General features: G+C 42.6%; 18 protein-coding genes. 7 read left to right on the top strand and 11 right to left on the bottom strand.

Annotation, left to right across the window (positions count from 1 at the left end):
• Positions 1–55 precede the first annotated feature (55 nt).
• From AC07E5_RS14385 to AC07E5_RS14365, 5 genes are read right to left on the bottom strand one after another with little or no spacing between them, the layout of a single operon-like run.
• Positions 56–958, bottom strand: a complete 903-nt coding sequence (locus tag AC07E5_RS14385; RefSeq protein WP_178318497.1) for a hydroxymethylglutaryl-CoA lyase — start codon at positions 956–958, stop codon at positions 56–58.
• The gene (locus tag AC07E5_RS14380; RefSeq protein ID WP_167845930.1) at positions 955–2,949 is read right to left on the bottom strand and encodes an acetyl/propionyl/methylcrotonyl-CoA carboxylase subunit alpha; all 1,995 of its coding nucleotides are present in this window, start codon (positions 2,947–2,949) and stop codon (positions 955–957) included. Before AC07E5_RS14380 ends, AC07E5_RS14385 begins: the two co-directional genes overlap by 4 nt.
• Before the next feature lie 15 nt (positions 2,950–2,964).
• A complete protein-coding gene (locus AC07E5_RS14375) occupies positions 2,965–3,762 on the bottom strand; it encodes an enoyl-CoA hydratase/isomerase family protein (protein ID WP_498625707.1) in 798 nt (265 codons plus the stop codon).
• Between the two features lie 11 nt (positions 3,763–3,773).
• Positions 3,774–5,375 carry a carboxyl transferase domain-containing protein gene (locus AC07E5_RS14370; RefSeq protein ID WP_131261348.1) on the bottom strand — a complete coding sequence of 534 codons (1,602 nt, stop codon included), beginning with the start codon at positions 5,373–5,375 and terminating at the stop codon, positions 3,774–3,776.
• 33 nt (positions 5,376–5,408) lie between these two features.
• Entirely contained in the window at positions 5,409–6,581 is a 1,173-nt protein-coding gene (locus AC07E5_RS14365; RefSeq protein ID WP_004971528.1) for an isovaleryl-CoA dehydrogenase, read from the bottom strand.
• A gap of 148 nt (positions 6,582–6,729) precedes the next feature.
• Here AC07E5_RS14365 and AC07E5_RS14360 point away from each other — a divergent pair, with 148 nt between their 5' ends.
• The 6 genes from AC07E5_RS14360 to AC07E5_RS14335 all read left to right on the top strand — a co-directional run bounded on the left by AC07E5_RS14360 (position 6,730) and on the right by AC07E5_RS14335 (position 12,836).
• Positions 6,730–7,359 (top strand): TetR/AcrR family transcriptional regulator, encoded by a 630-nt coding sequence (locus AC07E5_RS14360; protein WP_353675008.1) that lies wholly within the window; start codon positions 6,730–6,732, stop codon positions 7,357–7,359.
• A 96-nt stretch (positions 7,360–7,455) separates the two neighbouring features.
• Positions 7,456–9,144 carry an AMP-binding protein gene (locus AC07E5_RS14355; protein ID WP_498625705.1) on the top strand — a complete coding sequence of 563 codons (1,689 nt, stop codon included), beginning with the start codon at positions 7,456–7,458 and terminating at the stop codon, positions 9,142–9,144.
• Positions 9,145–9,335: 191 nt separating this feature from the next.
• A complete protein-coding gene (bioB, locus tag AC07E5_RS14350; RefSeq protein ID WP_498625704.1) occupies positions 9,336–10,328 on the top strand; it encodes a biotin synthase BioB in 993 nt (330 codons plus the stop codon).
• A 60-nt stretch (positions 10,329–10,388) separates the two neighbouring features.
• Positions 10,389–11,075, top strand: coding sequence for a class I SAM-dependent methyltransferase (locus tag AC07E5_RS14345; RefSeq protein ID WP_004971520.1), 687 nt, complete (start codon positions 10,389–10,391; stop codon positions 11,073–11,075).
• Positions 11,076–11,157: 82 nt separating this feature from the next.
• Positions 11,158–11,955, top strand: coding sequence for a thioesterase family protein (locus AC07E5_RS14340; protein ID WP_004971519.1), 798 nt, complete (start codon positions 11,158–11,160; stop codon positions 11,953–11,955).
• Positions 11,956–12,059: 104 nt separating this feature from the next.
• The gene (locus AC07E5_RS14335) at positions 12,060–12,836 is read left to right on the top strand and encodes a Rossmann-like and DUF2520 domain-containing protein (RefSeq protein WP_180059807.1); all 777 of its coding nucleotides are present in this window, start codon (positions 12,060–12,062) and stop codon (positions 12,834–12,836) included.
• Positions 12,837–12,905: 69 nt separating this feature from the next.
• Here the strand turns inward: AC07E5_RS14335 and trmB are convergent, their stop codons facing one another.
• On the bottom strand, positions 12,906–13,622 hold the full coding sequence (gene trmB / locus AC07E5_RS14330) for a tRNA (guanosine(46)-N7)-methyltransferase TrmB (RefSeq protein WP_004971514.1): 717 nt from the start codon (positions 13,620–13,622) through the stop codon (positions 12,906–12,908).
• Positions 13,623–13,807: 185 nt separating this feature from the next.
• On the bottom strand, positions 13,808–15,259 hold the full coding sequence (locus AC07E5_RS14325) for a SulP family inorganic anion transporter (RefSeq protein ID WP_498625703.1): 1,452 nt from the start codon (positions 15,257–15,259) through the stop codon (positions 13,808–13,810).
• A 218-nt stretch (positions 15,260–15,477) separates the two neighbouring features.
• Between AC07E5_RS14325 and AC07E5_RS14320 the strand changes: the two genes are divergently transcribed.
• Positions 15,478–16,089: a glutathione binding-like protein gene (locus AC07E5_RS14320; protein ID WP_096902535.1), complete on the top strand. Its 612-nt coding sequence runs from the start codon at positions 15,478–15,480 to the stop codon at positions 16,087–16,089.
• A gap of 100 nt (positions 16,090–16,189) precedes the next feature.
• On the opposite strand, the gene AC07E5_RS14315 is transcribed toward AC07E5_RS14320, so the two are convergent.
• The 4 genes from AC07E5_RS14315 to rpoH all read right to left on the bottom strand — a co-directional run bounded on the left by AC07E5_RS14315 (position 16,190) and on the right by rpoH (position 18,631).
• Positions 16,190–16,972, bottom strand: a complete 783-nt coding sequence (locus tag AC07E5_RS14315; RefSeq protein WP_498625702.1) for a thiazole synthase — start codon at positions 16,970–16,972, stop codon at positions 16,190–16,192.
• A 13-nt stretch (positions 16,973–16,985) separates the two neighbouring features.
• Positions 16,986–17,183, bottom strand: coding sequence for a sulfur carrier protein ThiS (gene thiS / locus AC07E5_RS14310; RefSeq protein ID WP_004971499.1), 198 nt, complete (start codon positions 17,181–17,183; stop codon positions 16,986–16,988).
• Between the two features lie 42 nt (positions 17,184–17,225).
• The gene (locus AC07E5_RS14305) at positions 17,226–17,591 is read right to left on the bottom strand and encodes a DUF423 domain-containing protein (protein WP_498625701.1); all 366 of its coding nucleotides are present in this window, start codon (positions 17,589–17,591) and stop codon (positions 17,226–17,228) included.
• A gap of 170 nt (positions 17,592–17,761) precedes the next feature.
• A complete protein-coding gene (rpoH, locus tag AC07E5_RS14300; protein ID WP_004971496.1) occupies positions 17,762–18,631 on the bottom strand; it encodes an RNA polymerase sigma factor RpoH in 870 nt (289 codons plus the stop codon).
• Positions 18,632–18,779: the final 148 nt, after the last annotated feature.

Here is an 18,779-nt window from a genome sequence, read left to right as displayed (position 1 = left end):
TGTTGTTGCCATCCTTATTGCTTATGTTCCAATGCTATTGAGGATGAAATAGGTTTTAAGCACAAACCTTTTGCCAGTAGGCATTGGCATAGTGAGATGGATTATTGCGCTGTAAGACATTGCTGATGTTACGACTAGCTGTCATCAGCGGTTCTAACCGCACACCTGTTTCAAAACCCATCTTGGACAGTAAATAGTACAAGTCTTCGGTAGACACATTGCCCGATGCACCTTTGGCATACGGACAGCCACCCAAACCAGCAATAGATGAATCAAATACACGAATGCCTTGCAAGAGCGACTGATAAATATTGGCAATCGCCATGCCGTAAGTATTGTGAAAATGACCTGCTAAAACTTTGGCATCGACCTCTGCCAAACATGCATCCCAGACTTTTTGCACACGGTCAGGGGTTGCTGTACCAATGGTTTCACCCAAAGACACTTCATAGCAGCCCATGTCCAATAATTGCTGTGTGACTTTTGCGACTTGTTTCGGGTCAATTGCGCCTTCATAAGGACAGTCCACCATACAAGATACATAACCACGCACGCGAATGTTGTGCGCTTTGGCTTGACGCATGACATCGCTAAATTTTTCCAAACTTTCTTCAATTGAACAGTTGATATTTTTTCGGGTAAAGCTTTCAGAAGCGGCGGTAAACACGGCAACTTCTTTGCAACCCACCGCCAAAGCCGACTCAAAACCTTTTGAGTTTGGGGTCAGTAAACTGAATTGAATGTTTGGGTTTTGTGGCAGGCTGGCAAACAGCACATCGCTGTCTGCCATTTGCGGTACCCATTTGGCCGATACGCAAGAACCGACCTCAATGCTGCTTAAACCTGTTTGCATTAAATCCAAAATCAGGTTTTTACGGTCTGCCAAAGTGAGTGGCGTTTTCTCATTTTGCAGACCATCTCGTGGGCCAACCTCTACAATTTTGACAAATTCAGTCATGCAACTTCCTCCGTCAAGGCTTCAAATTCAACCAGTTCATCGCCTGCTTTGACCTGATCGCCCGCTTGGAAGTACGAACTTGCCACAATGCCATCGAAAGGCGCACGAATTGAATATTCAATTTTCATGGCTTCCAGTGTCATCAGTACATCATCTTTTTTCACACGGGCATTGGCTGCCACCAAAACTTGGGTGATTACACCCGGCATTGGTGCAGTCAGATTGTTGGCATTGTCTTGTTGATCATCGCTGTTAAAGTTTGCTTGTACATAGCTAAACACATGACGCTGACCGTTTTGGAACAGGGTGATGCCTTGCGCATGTTGGTTAAATGCTATTTTTTGTTGCTGACCATTGATACAAACCTGTAGACGATGTGCATCCAAAAGCTCGCCTTGAACGCTCAGCGTTTGCCCATTGTAGTGAGCCTCAAAACCAGAAGTGCATGGTTTTAACTGGATTTTGAGTGTTTGGTCATTGCACTGTAATTGCACTGTGTGGGCGCTTTGCTGATTTAAGCGCCAGAAGTGGTCTTTTTGCCAAACCGCGTTGTTTGCCGCTTTGTTGTTTTGAATACGAGAAAGTACATCAATTAACGCAGCTGCAACGACAGTTTCTGTAGCGACTTCAGGTTTTGCGTTAAGTAAAAATGCTTCCTCACGTTGAATAAGCCCTGTATCCAAATTGGCATGTTTAAAGGAATCACACAGCACCAAACGATCCAAGAATGCAATGTTGTTGCCTAAACCATCGACGTGGAACTGACCTAAAGCATGGTGCATTTGCGTTAATGCTGCTTCACGGTTTTTACCCCAAACAATCAGTTTGGCAATCATTGGGTCGTAGTAGGTGCTGATTTCATCACCTTCGACAATCCCGCTATCGACACGTACGGCATCATTTTGCTCTGGATAATGCAGATAGCTGATTTGACCAATGGCAGGAATAAAGCCTTTTTCTGGTTCTTCGGCATACACACGCGCTTCAAGGGCATGACCATGAATTTGCAATTCATGTTGCTGTTTTGGCAATGGCTCACCAAAAGCAACTCGCAATTGCCACTCAACCAAGTCTTGCCCTGTAATCATTTCTGTGACGGGGTGTTCGACCTGCAAGCGGGTATTCATTTCCATGAAATAAGCAGTACCGTCTTGCTCGACAATAAACTCTACCGTACCTGCGCCCACGTAATTTACAGCACGTGCGGCATCAATTGCGGCTTGGCGCATAGTTTCGAGTTTATCTTCTGGCATTTTTGGTGCAGGTGCTTCTTCAAGCACTTTTTGGTGGCGACGTTGTACCGAGCAATCACGTTCAAACAAATGCACGTAGTTGCCGTGAGTATCGCCAAAAACCTGTACTTCAATATGACGTGGTTGAATCACATAGCGTTCAATCAGCACATCTTCATTACCAAAGCTAGAACGTGCTTCACTTTTACATGAAGCGAGTGAGCTGAGAAAGTCTTCACTGCGTTCTACTAAACGCATGCCTTTACCGCCACCGCCTGCACTGGCTTTAATGAGCACAGGATAACCAATGCTGTCGGCTTGTTGCTTTAAAAATGCCGCATCTTGATTGCTGCCGTGGTAGCCCGGAGTTAGTGGCACACCTGCTTTTTCCATCAAGGCTTTAGAGGTTGCTTTTAGACCCATCGCCAAAATGGCTTCAACTGGCGGGCCAATAAAAACAATATTGTTGTCTTTACAGGCAAGTGCGAATTGGTCATTTTCAGATAAGAAACCATAACCCGGGTGAATCGCTTGTGCACCTGTGCTTTTGGCCGCCTGAATAATACGCTCAACTTGCAAATAACTTTGTGCCGCAGGTGATTCACCAATATAAATGGCTTCGTCTGCCAGTTTAACGTGTTGCGATTGCGCATCGGCATCTGAATACACCGCGACAGTCGCAATCCCAAGTTTTTTTGCGGTACGAATTACACGGCAGGCAATTTCACCACGGTTGGCAATTAAAATCTTTTCAAACATCGTGCGATCCTTCTTTTATTCTGCCGTGGTCTTGATCCAAGCCGGGCTTTGTTTATTTAAAAAAGCATTTAAGCCATTTTTCGCCTCAGTTCCTTGGCGAACATGTGCAATATGCTGTGCAGTTTGTTGGAGTAAATCTTCGGTCAAAACTTGATGATTGACCATCTGAATCAGTTGTTTAGAAGCATGTTGCGCTTCTGGGCCACCAAGCAATAAGGCTTGCACAATTTCATCAATTTTGCTGTCTAAGTCTTCGGCTGAAGTGACTTCATGCGCTAAACCAATTTGCTGTGCCTGTTCTGCAGAAATACGCTCTGCCGTTAAAAAGTAACGTGATGCCTGACGTGCACCAATGGCACGAATTACATACGGACTAATCGTGGATGGAGCCAGTCCTAAACGTACTTCGGATGTAGCAAATTTGGCATCCGTGCTGGCAACACAAATATCACAGGCAGAGGCCAAGCCCATACCACCACCAAAGGCAATACCATGCACACGGGCAATAGTCGGCTGCTTTAAAGTAGCTAAACTTTGCAGCATTTTCGCTAGTTTCAGGGCATCGGCTTGATTTTCTGCTGTAGAAGCTTGACCTGCTTGTTTCATCCAGTTCAGGTCTGCACCTGCAGAGAAGCTTTTGCCGCGTCCAGCTAAAATTACGACACGTACATCCTCACGCGTATTCAGATACTGAAAGCAGGCGTGTAATTCTTCAATCACTTGGGTATTGAAGGCATTATGCAGTTCCGCACGATTAATCCAAACCGTAGCCACTTGGTTGTTCTGTTCGAGCTGTAAAAACTGATAATCCATTTTGTCACCTCTTACATGCGGAACACGCCAAATTTGGTCGGTTGGATGGGTGCATTGAGGGCAGCGGCTAAACTTAATGCCAAAACTTCACGCGACTGTGCTGGATCAATCACACCATCATCCCATAAGCGTGCAGACGCATAATATGGATGACCCTGACGTTCGTATTGTTCACGAATTGGCTGTTTGAACTGATCTTCTTCTTCGGCAGACCAACTACCGCCTTTGGCTTCAATCTGATCACGCTTTAAGGTAGACAATACGCTCGATGCTTGTTCGCCACCCATCACTGAAATACGTGAGTTTGGCCATGTCCACATAAAACGTGGTGAATAAGCACGACCACACATCCCGTAGTTACCTGCACCAAAAGAACCGCCAATCACTAAAGTCAGTTTAGGCACATTGGCTGTGGCAACCGCCATCACCAGTTTGGCACCATTTTTGGCAATGCCTTCATTTTCATATTGGCGTCCAACCATAAAGCCTGTGATATTTTGAATAAATAACAGGGGAATGTTGCGTTGGGTGCATAGTTCAATAAAGTGTGCGCCTTTTTGTGCCGACTCGGAAAATAAAATACCGTTGTTGGCAATAATCCCGACAGGCATACCATATAGTTTGGCAAAACCTGTAATTAATGTGGTGCCAAAGCGCGCTTTAAATTCATCAAAACGTGAACCATCGACAATACGGGCAATCACTTCACGTACATCAAACGGTTTACGCGCGTCAGTCGGAACAATGCCATACAGTTCAGAGGCATCGAATAATGGTGCTTCTATATGCTCAGGCTGCGGGTTTGGCTTTTTATTTAAATTGGCAACGATGTTGCGGGCAATTGCCAAGGCATGTTCATCATTTTCTGCCAAATGATCGGCTACACCTGAAAGGCGAGTGTGTACATCGCCACCACCCAAGTCTTCGCTGCTAACCACTTCACCTGTTGCGGCTTTAACCAGCGGTGGGCCGCCCAAGAAAATTGTCCCCTGATTACGCACAATGATGGTTTCATCTGACATGGCAGGGACATACGCACCGCCTGCGGTACAACTTCCCATCACAACGGCAATTTGGGCAATGCCCATGCTCGACATACGCGCTTGGTTATAGAAAATGCGTCCGAAATGATCACGGTCTGGAAAGACTTCATCTTGTAGCGGCAAATATGCACCGCCAGAATCGACCAAATAAATACAAGTCAGGTGATTCTGTTCGGCAATTTCCTGTGCGCGTAAATGCTTTTTCACAGTCAGTGGATAGTACGTTCCACCTTTTACTGTGGCATCGTTGGCAATGATCATGCAGGTCACGCCATTCACTTGACCGACACCCGCCACTACACCCGCAGCAGGGACATCATCCTGATAGACCTGATAAGCGGCTAACTGACCAATTTCAATAAATGCAGTACCCGGATCGATCAGGTGGTCAATCCGTTCACGTGGCAGTAATTTGCCACGGTCTAAATGTTTTTGGCGTGCAGTTTCGCCACCACCCAAAGCAATTTTTTGGACTTTTTCTCTGAGGTCATCGACTAGGCTTTGCATCGCAGCTTGGTTGTTTTTAAACTCGTCGCTGCGAATATTAATTTTGCTCTGTAATTGATTCATGCCAACATCCTTGTCTATTCTTGTGATTTATTTTTAGGCAGTTTCGTTAAACAATTCACGGCCAATCAACATACGGCGAATTTCTGAAGTACCCGCACCAATTTCATAGAGTTTGGCATCACGCCATAAACGTCCTGCAGAGAACTCATTGATATAGCCATTACCGCCCAAGGTTTGAATGGTTTCACCTGCCATCCATGTGGCTTTTTCGGCAGCGTATAAAATGGCACTGGCTGCATCTTTACGTAAACTACGGCTGTGTTCAGCTTTGTCACATTCTGCGCCAACGGCATAGACCAGTGCTTTACATGCCAACCAAGTCGAATACATATCGGCAATTTTGCCTTGCATAAGCTGGAATTCACCCAATGCCTGACCAAACTGTTTACGCTCATGAATATAAGGAATCACGGTATCCATGCAGGCATCCATAATGCCTAGCGGCCCTGCACTTAAAACTGCACGTTCATAGTCCAGTCCACTCATTAATACTTTTGTACCATTGCCCACACCGCCCAAGACGTTTTCTTTTGGTACTTCAACATTGTCAAAGAACAATGGATAGGTATTTGAGCCGCGCATCCCGAGTTTGTCTAAATGGCTGCCGTGGCTAAAACCTGACATGGTTTTTTCAATTAAGAAAGCAGTCATACCTTTGGCGCCTGCCTGTAAGTCAGTTTTGGCATACACCACCAAAACATCGGCATCACCGCCATTGGTAATCCACATTTTTGAGCCGTTGAGCAAGTAATGATCGCCTTTATCTTCAGCTTTCAGTTTCATGCTAACCACGTCTGAGCCTGCATTTGGTTCAGACATTGCCAAAGCGCCGACGTAATCGCCTGAAATCAGTTTTGGTAAATAGCGTTGCTTCTGTTCTTCTGTCCCATTTCGCTTAATTTGGTTCACACATAGGTTAGAATGAGCACCGTAAGACAAACCAATGGATGCTGATGCACGAGAAATTTCTTGCATGGCAATGATGTGAGCTAAATAGCCTAAGTTAGTGCCGCCGTATTCTTCACTCACGGTTAAGCCAAGTAAGCCCATATCGCCAAATTTTTTCCAAAGCTGGGCAGGGAATTCGTTATCACGATCAACCTGTTGAGCAATGGGTGCAATTTCCTTTGCACAAAAAGCAGCGATTGAATCGCGCAGGGCGATTAAGGTTTCATCTAAGCCGAAGTCTAAGCTTTGTAAAATCATGTGTTCATCCATCCTGTGGTTATATTTGTTGTTCCTAAAACAAGCATTGTTGTTGTGCTTAGGTTCTAACATACATCGAAAATTTAAAAAAGTGAACTAAAATTCACAAAATGATTTACAATTCATTTTATCTGGTTGAGAATAAGATATGAGTTATAAAAGATCATCATTGATGCAGGAACGTATGGAACAAAATCGCATGGCGATTTTAGATTCTGCTCGTGAACTTATTGCTCATGGGGGCTTTAAAGAAGCGTCTATCCAAGCCATTGCAGAACGCGCAGGCGTATCTACAGGTTTGGTGTATCGCTACTTTGAAAATAAAAGTCAGATTTTGATTGAAGTTTTATCGGATGCGATTCGTCGTGAGGTCGAAATTTTGGACCACATTGCGAAGTCAGATTTAAGTGCAAAACAAAAATTGCAAAAATCTGTCACCACTTTTGTGAAGCGTGCGATGAACAGCCCCCAATTGGCGTATTCGTTAATGTTCGAGCCTGTAGACCCAGAAATGGAACATGAGCGTTTTCGCAGTAAACAATTGATCAAACAAAGCATCAAGGAAATTTTGGCTGAAGGAAAAGTCAATGGTGAGTTTGATTTTGAAGATTTAAACACTGCAGCTTTAGGTGTGGTTGGATCCATGACCTTTGTGGTGATTGAGCCTTTGAATCCTTCTCGCAATGTAATGTTTGATCAAAATTATAAAGATTACTTTGTCAAACAAATTGCCGATTTTTGTGTGAATGCAGTGCGGAAACAGGAAGGAGGGAAATAAGAACAACGCACAGAATAGGCAAAAAAGTAATCGTCGTCATAGAACAATTAATAGTGTTGGAAAACAGAATTACAAAGAATCAAGGAGATCGATTCAATGACACAAGTACGGTTAAGTTATGCCTATGGCACCAGTAATCAGCCTTTGTTAGGTATGACTATTGGTGAAAAGTTTGATCAGGCTTGCCAGCAATATGCAGATCAGGATGCTTTGGTAAGCGTGCATCAAAATGTGCGTCTGACCTATAAGCAACTGCAGCAACAGGTCAATGCCTTTGCCTGTAGCTTATTAAAACTCGGTTTTAAGAAAGGTGACCGCCTTGCCATTTGGTCTCCGAATTGTGTGGAATGGACAATCACTCAATTCGCAGCCTTCAAGGCAGGGGTGATTTTGGTCAACTTGAACCCCGCTTATAAAAGCAATGAATTGGAATTTGTGCTGAACAAGGTTTCCTGTAAGGGTTTGGTTATTGCATCGCAATTTAAAAGCACCAATTATCAGGAAATTCTCACCAAAATTGCGCCAGAGCTGTGTCAGGCAGACAACAAAGTCCTCAATGCTAAGCGATTACCACATTTAAAGCATGTGATTAAAATTGATGAGCAGAGCCATACAGGTATTCATCGTTTTCAGGATTTACTACCAAGTCCAACCACGCACATGCTGAAAAAGCTAGATCAAATTGCCAGTGAATTGCAGTTTGATGAAACCATCAATATTCAATTTACCTCAGGCACGACAGGCAATCCGAAAGGTACCATGCTGACCCACAACAACATTTTAAATAATGGTTATTTTGTGGGAGAGGCGATTCATTTAAGTCCGCAAGATCGTGTATGTATTTCAGTGCCGTTATTCCACTGTTTTGGGATGGTGATGGGCAATTTGGCCTGTATCACACATGGCTCAACCATGGTCTATCCATCCGCAGTGTTTAATCCACTCGATACCTTAAAAGCCATTCAGCAAGAAAAATGTACGGCTGCTTATGGTGTGCCAACCATGTTTATTGCCATTTTAGAGCATGAGCAGTTTGATGAATTTGATTTGTCTAGCTTGCGTACAGGCATTATGGCAGGCAGTCCATGCCCGCAAGAAATTATGCAACGTGTGATAGACCGCATGCACATGTCACAAATCACCATTTGTTATGGCATGACCGAAACAGCGCCTGTGAGCGCACAAAGTTCGACGGATGATTCGGTAGAACGCCGTGTCCGTACTGTTGGCCGTGTGCATCCACACTTGGAAGTAAAAATTGTCGATGAAGAAGGCAAAGTCGTGCCGCGCGGACAGTTAGGAGAATTGTGTGTGCGTGGTTATTCAGTCATGCTGGGTTACTGGGATGAACATGACAAAACCCAAGAAGTCATTGATGTTGCACGTTGGATGCACACAGGCGACATTGCAGAAATGGATGATGAAGGCTTTGTAAAAATCAAAGGTCGCATTAAAGATGTGGTGATTCGTGGCGGTGAAAACCTGTTCCCGAAAGAAATTGAAGATTTCTTATATACTCACGATGCGGTCTGCGATGTGCAAGTAATTGGCGTGCCAGATCATCGTTATGGTGAAGAACTATGTGCCTGTATTATTTTGCATGAACACCATGAATGTACCGAAGAGGCAATTCGCCAATACTGTGCAGAACACATTTCACACAATAAAGTCCCACGTTATGTGCGCTTCTTTAGTGAATTTCCAATGACCGCTTCAGGCAAGGCACAGAAATTTAAATTACGTGAATTTATGCGTGAAGAATTAAATTTAAAGGAAATTGCTTAAGGCATTATTTCAGCTATTTACTGCTGCAAGATCGACCTTTTAATTTTGTCAGCACACACCCTTTATTTCTCACGCAGAGATAAAGGGATACTCTATACAGGAATAATCACACTAAAAATATATCGCATGCTCGGCTTAATAAAAGATGGCACAAGTTTAAGCATGATGCGTGATAATCAAGGATGAAAATAATGACCGTACGCAATGATTGGACTCGAGAAGAAATTCAGCAGTTATATGAACAACCTTTTCTGGATTTAGTCTTTGAAGCACAGCGTGTGCATCGCCAACATTTTGCTGCCAATACCGTACAAGTCAGTACCTTATTGTCGATTAAAACAGGCAAATGCCCTGAAGACTGTAAATATTGCTCGCAATCTGCGCATTATGATTCACAGCTTGAAGCTGAAAAACGTATTGCAGTGGATAAAGTCATTCAGGAAGCCAAAGAAGCTTTAGCATCAGGTTCTTCACGTTTTTGTATGGGCGCTGCTTGGCGTAATCCGCATGAACGCGATATGCCCTATGTTCTGGAAATGGTGCGTGAAGTCAAAGCTCTGGGCTTAGAAACTTGCATGACTTTAGGGATGTTAAACCAATCGCAGGCAGAACGCTTAAAAGATGCAGGCTTAGATTATTACAACCATAACCTAGACACATCGCGTGAGTATTATCCTAATGTGATTAGTACCCGCTGTTTTGATGATCGCTTAAACACTTTGGATATTGTGCGTCAAACAGGTATGAAAGTATGTAGTGGCGGTATTGTCGGTTTAGGTGAAGATACCCAAGACCGTATTGGTTTATTACATGAATTAGCGACTTTACCGTTACATCCTGAATCTGTGCCGATCAATATGTTAGTTCCGATTGAAGGTACACCATTGGCTGAAGTAGAAAAACTGGATGTGATTGAGTGGATTCGTACCATTGCAGTTGCACGTATTATCATGCCAAACAGCTATATTCGTTTATCTGCAGGGCGTGAATCATTATCTGATTCAGATCAGGCGTTGGCATTTATGGCAGGTGCGAACTCGTTATTCTCAGGTGAAAAGCTTTTGACCAAACCAAATGCAGGCGAAGGCAAAGACAAACAATTGTTCCAAAAATTAGGCTTAGTGCCTGAACGTGCCAAGCCAACCGTTTCGGAATTGTCGGTAGATGCAATGGCTGTGGCTTAAGCAGATCTTGAAAAAGACTCAGATATTTAATGTCAGTAAATTAAAGAAGAATCATGTGATATGGCAAAAGATTTTCACAGTGCAACTGTGGTTGCAGGCTATGACAGTCATATTCGGAAACTCATTCCCGGATATGAATTGGTACATCAACACATCAATGCAATTTTAAGTAGTCATTTGCCCGAAACAGCACAAGTTTTAGTGGTGGGGTGTGGCACAGGCTATGAGTTGCAGTATTTACTGCAGCAACATCCACAGTGGCAATTTACGGCCATCGACCCATCTTTAAGCATGTTACAGCAGGCAGAAAAAAACATTCAGTCTGTGGCAGGGCATGAGCGAGTACGTTTTATACAGGCAGATACCCACCAATTTGCCCAACAAGCGCAGGTTGAAAATTTGCAGTTTGATGCGGCATTGGCGATTTTGGTGGCGCATTTTGTGCCAGTCGCAGAAAAAACATTATTTTTTCAAGATATTTACCAAACATTAAAACCTACAGCGATTTTATTAAGCTATGATCTGATGCAGCAGACTGAAAATATAGAATTGCGCTGGATGCAGAATTTGGCTTTGGATTGTGGTTTAACTACGACTCAAGCGGAAAAAATGCTTGCACGACTGGCCGATGATTTTCATTTAATTATGGCAGATGCGCAGGCAGCATTGCTTACTCAAGTGGGTTTTCGTCAGTGTAAAACATATTGTCAACTTATGAATTATTATGGTTTTTTTGCAGAGAAATAGTTGATCAATAACATTATTTAGTCAGTAATCTTTGTAGTAAAAGTATCCGCACAAGAAAAGTTAGATCAGGGAAAGAGACAAAATGTCAGCATATTACACTTTACTCAAACGTGAACAACATGCCGATGGTGGCTGTACTGCGCACTATCGTTGCAACATTCATGCACAAGGCGCGTGGAATCCGCATGAACAACACATGGCACCTGCAACGGGTATTTTGTGTGCAGAACTTGAGCAATTTATGCCGCGTGATGATATGCGAATTGGTCGGGTCGGTTTAGATATTTTTGGCTTAATTGCCTTTGGTGAATTTAGTATCACCACCCGTATGATTCGACCGGGTAAAACCATTGAGCTGATTGAAGCGGAAATGTGTGCTGAAGGAAAAACCTGTATTGTGGCGCGTGCATGGAAAATGAAAACCTCAGATACACGCGCAATTGCAGGATTGGAAGATTTACCGATAGAAAACCCTGAATATTTGCCCGATTGGGATGGCATGCGTTGTTGGCCGGGCGGCTATATTCAAAGCATTGAAACCCGTGCGCATTTAGATCGTCGTGCAGGTAAGGGCATCGTTTGGTTAAGAAACCAATTGGATATGGTTGAAAATCAAAACACATCCAGTTTTGTGCGTTTATTGGGGATGGTGGATACCGCCAATGGCGTAGTGCCACGCTTAGACCCGAATGCGGGCTGGGGTTTTCCAAATTTAGATTTGCAAATGCATTTACACCGTTTACCGCAAGGCGAATGGCTAGGCTTGGAAGTAACACAACAATATGGTGAAGATGGAATTGGCTTAACGAGTGCAGTTTTGCATGATACTCAAGGGCCATTTGGACGTAGTGAGCAGATTTTAACTTTGCGTCAATTCTAAATCTATTCAATATCAAACAAAAAACATCAGGACGAATTGCTTCGTCCTTTTTTTATTGGCATGCTGTGTGCAGATTATTTCATCTTATTTTATCTGAAAATATTATGCGAATTAGTTTGATTGGTGCAGGGCGCGTTGCACATCATTTGGCTCATGTTTTAAACGCACAGCATCAAATTGTGCAAATTTATAGCCGCAGTCTGGACAAGGCACAGCAGTTGGCTGCACAGGTTGGCGCAGAAGCAATTGCAGAAGTAGAACAATTTCATTCAGACCTGGATTTAGTAATTATCGCAGTGAGTGATCAGGCCATTGGACAGGTGATTCAGGAAGTTCATCGTGACTTAAATCATGTGTTGATTGTGCATACCTCTGGCAGTACTAAACTAGATATATTGCAACAGCATCATGCGCGTTCAGGGGTATTTTATCCCTTACAAACCTTTAGTTTAGAGCGTGAAATTGATTGGTCAGAAACGCCTTTATTTATAGAAGCTGCATTTGCTGAAGATCAGCAGCTTTTAATGACTTTGGCAAATAGCCTAAGCAAAAGGGTTTATGCCTATACTTCAGCACAGCGTTTGAGTTTGCATTTGGCTGCGGTATTTGCCTGTAATTTTAGTAATTATTGTTATGACATGGCCAAGCAAGTGGTCGATGCTCAGCAAGTAGATTTCAGTCTGCTGTATCCTCTTATTTTGGAAACTGCGCATAAAGCGACCCAGAATGATCCGCGTCAAATGCAAACAGGGCCTGCCATGCGGGGCGATCACAATATTTTAAAAATGCATCAGGACTTATTGGCAGTAGGGCAGCAACATGAACTTGCCAAAGTTTATGCGATGATGAGCCAACAGATTTTAAAGCGGCATCAATCTTAGCCATTTGATGAGATAAAACGAGTTCAAATAAAAAATGCTTCCTTGTGGAAGCATTTTTTCTAGCAGAAATTAGTTAATTTTCTTGAAGATAAAATCATTAATCTTATGACCTGCTTCAATTCCGCGGCGTTCAAACTTGGTTTGTGGACGCCATTCAGGGCGAGGGTAGCTATTGCCTTTACCCGCCAAGTTTTCTAAACGTGGACGGTTGTCCAATACATCCAGCATCCATTCTGCATACGGTTCCCAGTCGGTTGCTGCATGGAACGTACCACCTAACACTAATTTTTGCTCTACCAATTCCATGCGTTCATGAGCAACAAAACGGCGTTTGAAGTGACGTTTTTTCTGCCATGGGTCTGGGAAATATAACTGCACCGTATCAATGCTATTGTCTGGCATTTCACGCAGTACTTGAATTGCATCGGCATCTAAGACACGTAAGTTGCTTAAACCTGCTGTACCTGCTTCATAAACGCACTGTGCAATCCCTGGAATATGGACTTCAATCCCGACAAAGTTACGTTCAGGATTGGCTTGAGCCATTAGTACCAAAGAACGCCCCATCCCAAAACCAATTTCTACTGTAAGCGGGCGTTCAGGGTGTTCAAAATGTTGACGTAAATCGCCAACAGGATATTCCAAAATTAAGTCGCCGTATTGTTCCAAGGCGCTACGTTGTGACGTATTCAATGGTGAAGAACGGCGCATGAACGTTACAATTTCACGATGCTCGTTGAGGTTGTCCAGCTCGACAACGTGCTGGTCTAATTGATCGTTCGACATAATTTTGGCAAATCTAATAAATTCGAATGCGGTATTTTAAGTCCTGAGCCATTGAAGTCAAATTTTTTCGCTGTTTTTCGCAGCGCCGTGCAAGATTGCGATACATCTGCATCTTTTGAGCATAAAAAATGCCGAATCATTAAGATTCAGCATTTAACATCATCAACGGTATTTTAATACAATAATTACGAATGGGTACTGTATTGATCAATTAAGGTATGACTGGCCTCATTCAATCCAATAATATGCACTTTAATTTGTTGGGCTTTAAATTTGTTCACCACGCTATTCAGCATATTTACAGAGGTAATATCCCAAATATGCGCATGCGTTAAGTCGATGGTGACATTGCTAATATCTTCTGAAAAATCAAAAAACTGATAAAACTTTTCTGAACTGCTAAAGAAAATTTGCCCTGAAATCACATATTGGCGGGTATGTTCGCCTAATAAAAATGAGCTGACTTTAAGTTCACTTTCCAGTTTATTCACCAAAAATAAAGCAGAAAGCAGTACGCCAACAAAAACACCCAAAGCAAGGTTATGGGTAGCTAACACCACAATCACCACAGCTAACATGACTATATTGCTTTGTTTGGGATGCTTTTTAAAATTACGGATGGAATCCCAGTTAAAAGTCGTGAATGACACCATAATCATAATTGCGACCAGTGCTGCCATAGGAATATATACCAACCAATCTTTGAGAAAAACCACCAAGCACAGCAAAAATACGCCTGCTGTAAGTGTAGATAGCCGTGTACGCGCCCCAGAACTGACGTTGATAATAGATTGCCCAATCATGGCACAGCCTGCCATACCGCCCATAAAGCCACTCACAATATTGGCATAACCCTGACCACGACATTCCTGATGCCGATCTGCTTCTGTGCCTGTGGCTTCATTGACAATCGTAGTGGTCATCATGGTTTCGAGTAAACCGACTGTGGCTAAGGTCATGGCATAAGGAAAAATAATAAATAAAGTTTCAAAATTCAGTGGAATGTCAGGCACTAGAAAAATAGGCAGCGTGTCTGGAAATTGTCCCAAATCGCTTACGGTACGCATATCTGCACCAATTAATAAAGCAACCACACTCAGCACAATAATGCAGACCAAAGGCGAGGGAATGCTTTTACCAATTTTAGGAATGTATGGAAACAGATAGACTACCGCTAAACCTAATCCTACAAATAAATAGCCTAAGCCATCCATTTTCGATAATTCAGGCAGTTGCGCCACAAAAATTAAAATCGCCAAGGCATTTACAAAGCCATAAACTACCGATTGCGAAACAAAACGCATCAGTTTGGCAACTTTAAAATAGCCTGCTATAACCTGAATCAGCCCTGTGAGTACTGTTGCAGCCAATAAATATTGCAAACCATGTTCTTTGACGAGGGTAATCATCAGTAATGCCATAGCGCCTGTCGCGGCAGAAATCATGGCAGTACGCCCACCAAAAAAAGCAATCGTGACCGCAATACAGAACGATGCATATAAGCCGACTTGCGGATCGACGCCTGCAATAGCCGAAAAGGCAATTGATTCAGGAATTAATGCCAAACCTACCACTAAACCTGCCAAAACATCGGTGCGGATATTGGAAAACCATTCTTCTTTTTTCAGGCTAATCACAATCTCAATTTCATGAAACTTTAAAGGGCTGTATGTTAAAACATCTAGAGATAAAAAAGCAGGCAAAACAGACTTGAAAAAGCCTATCTTTTGCAGGATAGTCAAAGCGTAAGGGCTTTTTAAGACATTTTCGCTTTTTTGCAATTTATAGGTTCAATCACTTGCAAGTTTGTGACAAGCGATTTACAACAGAGATAGTTATATAACAAGGATCAAATATGAAGCTTTATTATTCACCTGGCGCATGCTCTTTGGCAGCACATATTATTTTAAATGAAGTGAATGTCGATTTTGATATTGAGCGTGTAGATTTAAAAACCCATAAAACAGAAAAGGGTGCCGATTATTATGAAATTAACCCTAAAGGTTATGTACCTGCTTTAGAAATTAACCCAGGTTTAATTTTGACGGAAAACGTAGCGCTATTGCCATTTTTAGCGCAGCAAGACCCTAAACAGGATTTAATTCCGCCATCTGGTTTAGGTCGTGCTAAAGTTTTGGAATGGTTGGGTTATTTAAACTCTGAATTACATGACGCTTACGCAGTATTTTTTGGCGCGCCTTTAGATGCAGAAGCCAAAGAAAAAGCCTATGCAGAAATTGATCGTTTGTTGACTTATATTGATCAAGCGATTGCATCATCAGACCATGAATATTTGGTGGATGATAACTTTGGTCCAGCCGATGCGTATTTGTTTGTTATCACTAATTGGTCAAACTATATTGAGCATGATTTAACTCCGTATAGCCATGTGGTTGAAATCCGTAATAAAGTTGCTGCGCGTCAGTCGGTACAAATTGCTATGCGTGATGAAGGCTTGATTCCTTAATCGGCTTTTATTTGCCCAAATCGCATAATAAAAAAAGACGTTGAGTTAACACTTAACGTCTTTTTATTTGTGCTGTCGGACTTGGAAAAGACCCTAATGATTATTTAAAGAAATAACCCGTTTCAGGTGAGCTGGCATTCGCCATACGCTTACGTGGCATACGTCCTGCCAAATAAGCTTCACGTCCTGCTTCTACTGCTTTTCGCATCGCAGATGCCATTAGCACTGGGTTTTGTGCTGCTGCAATTGCAGTATTCATCAGCACACCATCACAACCTAATTCCATTGCAAACGCAGCATCACTGGCAGTACCCACACCTGCATCTACCAATACAGGTACTTTGGCATTTTCTTTAATAATCGAAATGGTATGCGGGTTAAGAATACCTAAGCCTGAACCAATTAAACTACCTAATGGCATAATTGCCACGCAGCCCATACTTTCCAATTCTTGCGCGACAATCGGGTCATCGGAAGTGTAGACCATGATCTCAAAACCATCGTCAATTAGCGTGCGTGCAGCTTTTAAAGTTTCGGTGATATTTGGGTAAAGGGTTTTTTCATCGCCCAAAACTTCCAGTTTGACAAGGTTGTGACCATCTAGCAATTCACGCGCCAGCATGCAGGTGCGCACGGCACTGTTGGCATCAAAACATCCTGCTGTATTTGGCAAAATGGTGTATTTTTCTGGTGGAATCACGGAAAGTAAGTTTGGCTGATCTGGATGTTGCCCAATGTTTACACGACGAATGGCAACCGTGACAATTTCTGCGCCACTGGCTTGAATCGCCAAATCTGTTTCGGTTAAATCTTTATATTTGCCCGTACCCACCAATAAACGTGAATTAAAGGTACGTGAACCGATTTTAAAGGTATCTTGCATGGGTGCTCCGAGTTTAGCCGCCACCAACGGCATGAATAATTTCAATGCGGTCTTGATCGCAAATAGGGGTTTCGGCAAGTTTACTTTTGGCAATAATTTTTTCGTTTTGCTCCACAGCAAAACGTTTGCCTTCTAAATCTAATGCCTGAATCAGTTGTAACAGGGTCGTGTGAGTGGTCTGTTGTGCTTCGCCATTCAGATAAATTTGCATGACCGAGAATCCATCTTCAAAATTACAAAATATAATTGAGCTTTATTTGGCATATTTCATGGCTTGCCGCGCTAAGCTTAGCCAGCCTGCAATCATGAGTGCTCCACCAATTGGGGTAATCATGCCCAAGCCACGGGCTAAATCCAATGCCATGATATACAGTGAACCGCAGAAAAATAAAATACCCAGTTGAATCAGAATAAAACTGGCTTTAATAGGAAGTTGTGGAATTACTTTGGCCAATATGCCCAATGCTAAAAGTCCAAGGGCATGATAGAAAAAATAATCTGTTGCAGTTTGCCACCAACCCAATTGAACCTCAGTTGCACGGGCTTTTAAGCCATGTGCACCAAATGCACCAAGTAATACCGCAACCGCTAAATTCAAGGCAGAAATTGCAATCCACATACGCAAATTGACCTATTTAATTTTGCGCTTAACCTTAGCACATTTTTAGGGGCGGGAAAATCTGAGATTTGCCTGCCTGTATGTAGCTGTACCAATTAAAGACAATAAAAAAGGGCAGTTTGCCCAATTTTATTTTTCGATGTGTCTGCATCAATTTGGAGAATGTCAGTTTAGTTTGATGACATCGCCACTTTAATTTTTTCCATGGCATTTTTTTCGAGCTGACGAATACGTTCTGCCGAAACATTATATTCTGCTGCCAATTCATGCAGGGTCGATTTATCATCATCTAACCAGCGACGCTGCAAAATGTTACGTGAACGATCATCCAACTGCTCCATAGCTTCATGCAGAGCAGAAGTGCTTTGTTCTTCGTAGTCTTCGTTTTCGACTAAACGTGCAGGGTCGTAACGGTTATCTTCCAAATACAATGCAGGTGCAACATAAGTTGAACCTTCATCGTCATCATCGCCCTGTGCTTCAAAAGCTGCGTCATAAGCCGTTAAACGACCTTCCATTTCCAAGACTTGTTCTGCAGTCACATTTAAGTCATTGGCAATAGATTGTGCTTCTTCAAGCGTCAGTTTTTTGCTAGATTTTTTGAGGCTACGCAAATTAAAGAACAATTTACGCTGCGCCTTGGTGGTGGCAATTTTAACAATACGCCAGTTACGAATCACATATTCGTGAATTTCAGCTTTAATCCAGTGCACGGCAAATGACACCAAACGCACGCCCATATTCGGGTCAAAGCGTTTCACGGCTTTCATTAAGCCCAAGTTGCCTTCCTGAATTAAATCGCCCTGCGGTAAACCATAGCCCGCATAACTTCGTGCAATATGCACCACAAAACGTAAATGCGACATGACCAACATTTTGGCCGCGTCTAAATCTTGATCGTAATAATAACGCTCGGCTAACTCTTTTTCTTGTTCAGCCGTTAAAATAGGAATTTGGTTAACAGTACTAATATAAGCCCCGAGGTTTACCCCTGGTGCAGATAATGACAGGGGCATCAACTGATTGCTGCTGTCACTCATGAGATCTCCTTATAGGATTGGGTAGGTAAAATAACCGATGTCTTTATCTTAATGCCAATATTCTACTTAAATAAGTAAAATTGGTGTAGATATGTAAATCTTTATAGCAATAAGCGGCGAATATTAAGTCATTAAAACAAATGAACAA

It is taken from the genome of Acinetobacter seohaensis (genome assembly GCF_056431365.1).
This window is presented reverse-complemented; position numbering and strand designations above follow the sequence as displayed.

Excerpts from the sequence above, each read along its gene's own strand:
- AC07E5_RS14355 (WP_498625705.1), top strand. The coding sequence starts at position 7,456 with ATGACACAAGTACGGTTAAGTTATGCCTATGGCACCAGTAATCAGCCT.
- AC07E5_RS14375 (WP_498625707.1), bottom strand. The coding sequence starts at position 3,762 with ATGGATTATCAGTTTTTACAGCTCGAACAGAACAACCAAGTGGCTACG.
- bioB (WP_498625704.1), top strand. The coding sequence starts at position 9,336 with ATGACCGTACGCAATGATTGGACTCGAGAAGAAATTCAGCAGTTATAT.
- rpoH (WP_004971496.1), bottom strand. The coding sequence starts at position 18,631 with ATGAGTGACAGCAGCAATCAGTTGATGCCCCTGTCATTATCTGCACCA.
- AC07E5_RS14365 (WP_004971528.1), bottom strand. The coding sequence starts at position 6,581 with ATGATTTTACAAAGCTTAGACTTCGGCTTAGATGAAACCTTAATCGCC.
- trmB (WP_004971514.1), bottom strand. The coding sequence starts at position 13,622 with ATGTCGAACGATCAATTAGACCAGCACGTTGTCGAGCTGGACAACCTC.
- AC07E5_RS14385 (WP_178318497.1), bottom strand. The coding sequence starts at position 958 with ATGACTGAATTTGTCAAAATTGTAGAGGTTGGCCCACGAGATGGTCTG.
- AC07E5_RS14315 (WP_498625702.1), bottom strand. The coding sequence starts at position 16,972 with ATGCAAGATACCTTTAAAATCGGTTCACGTACCTTTAATTCACGTTTA.
- AC07E5_RS14305 (WP_498625701.1), bottom strand. The coding sequence starts at position 17,591 with ATGTGGATTGCAATTTCTGCCTTGAATTTAGCGGTTGCGGTATTACTT.
- AC07E5_RS14335 (WP_180059807.1), top strand. The coding sequence starts at position 12,060 with ATGCGAATTAGTTTGATTGGTGCAGGGCGCGTTGCACATCATTTGGCT.
- AC07E5_RS14345 (WP_004971520.1), top strand. The coding sequence starts at position 10,389 with ATGGCAAAAGATTTTCACAGTGCAACTGTGGTTGCAGGCTATGACAGT.
- thiS (WP_004971499.1), bottom strand. The coding sequence starts at position 17,183 with ATGCAAATTTATCTGAATGGCGAAGCACAACAGACCACTCACACGACC.
- AC07E5_RS14370 (WP_131261348.1), bottom strand. The coding sequence starts at position 5,375 with ATGAATCAATTACAGAGCAAAATTAATATTCGCAGCGACGAGTTTAAA.
- AC07E5_RS14340 (WP_004971519.1), top strand. The coding sequence starts at position 11,158 with ATGTCAGCATATTACACTTTACTCAAACGTGAACAACATGCCGATGGT.
- AC07E5_RS14380 (WP_167845930.1), bottom strand. The coding sequence starts at position 2,949 with ATGTTTGAAAAGATTTTAATTGCCAACCGTGGTGAAATTGCCTGCCGT.
- AC07E5_RS14320 (WP_096902535.1), top strand. The coding sequence starts at position 15,478 with ATGAAGCTTTATTATTCACCTGGCGCATGCTCTTTGGCAGCACATATT.
- AC07E5_RS14360 (WP_353675008.1), top strand. The coding sequence starts at position 6,730 with ATGAGTTATAAAAGATCATCATTGATGCAGGAACGTATGGAACAAAAT.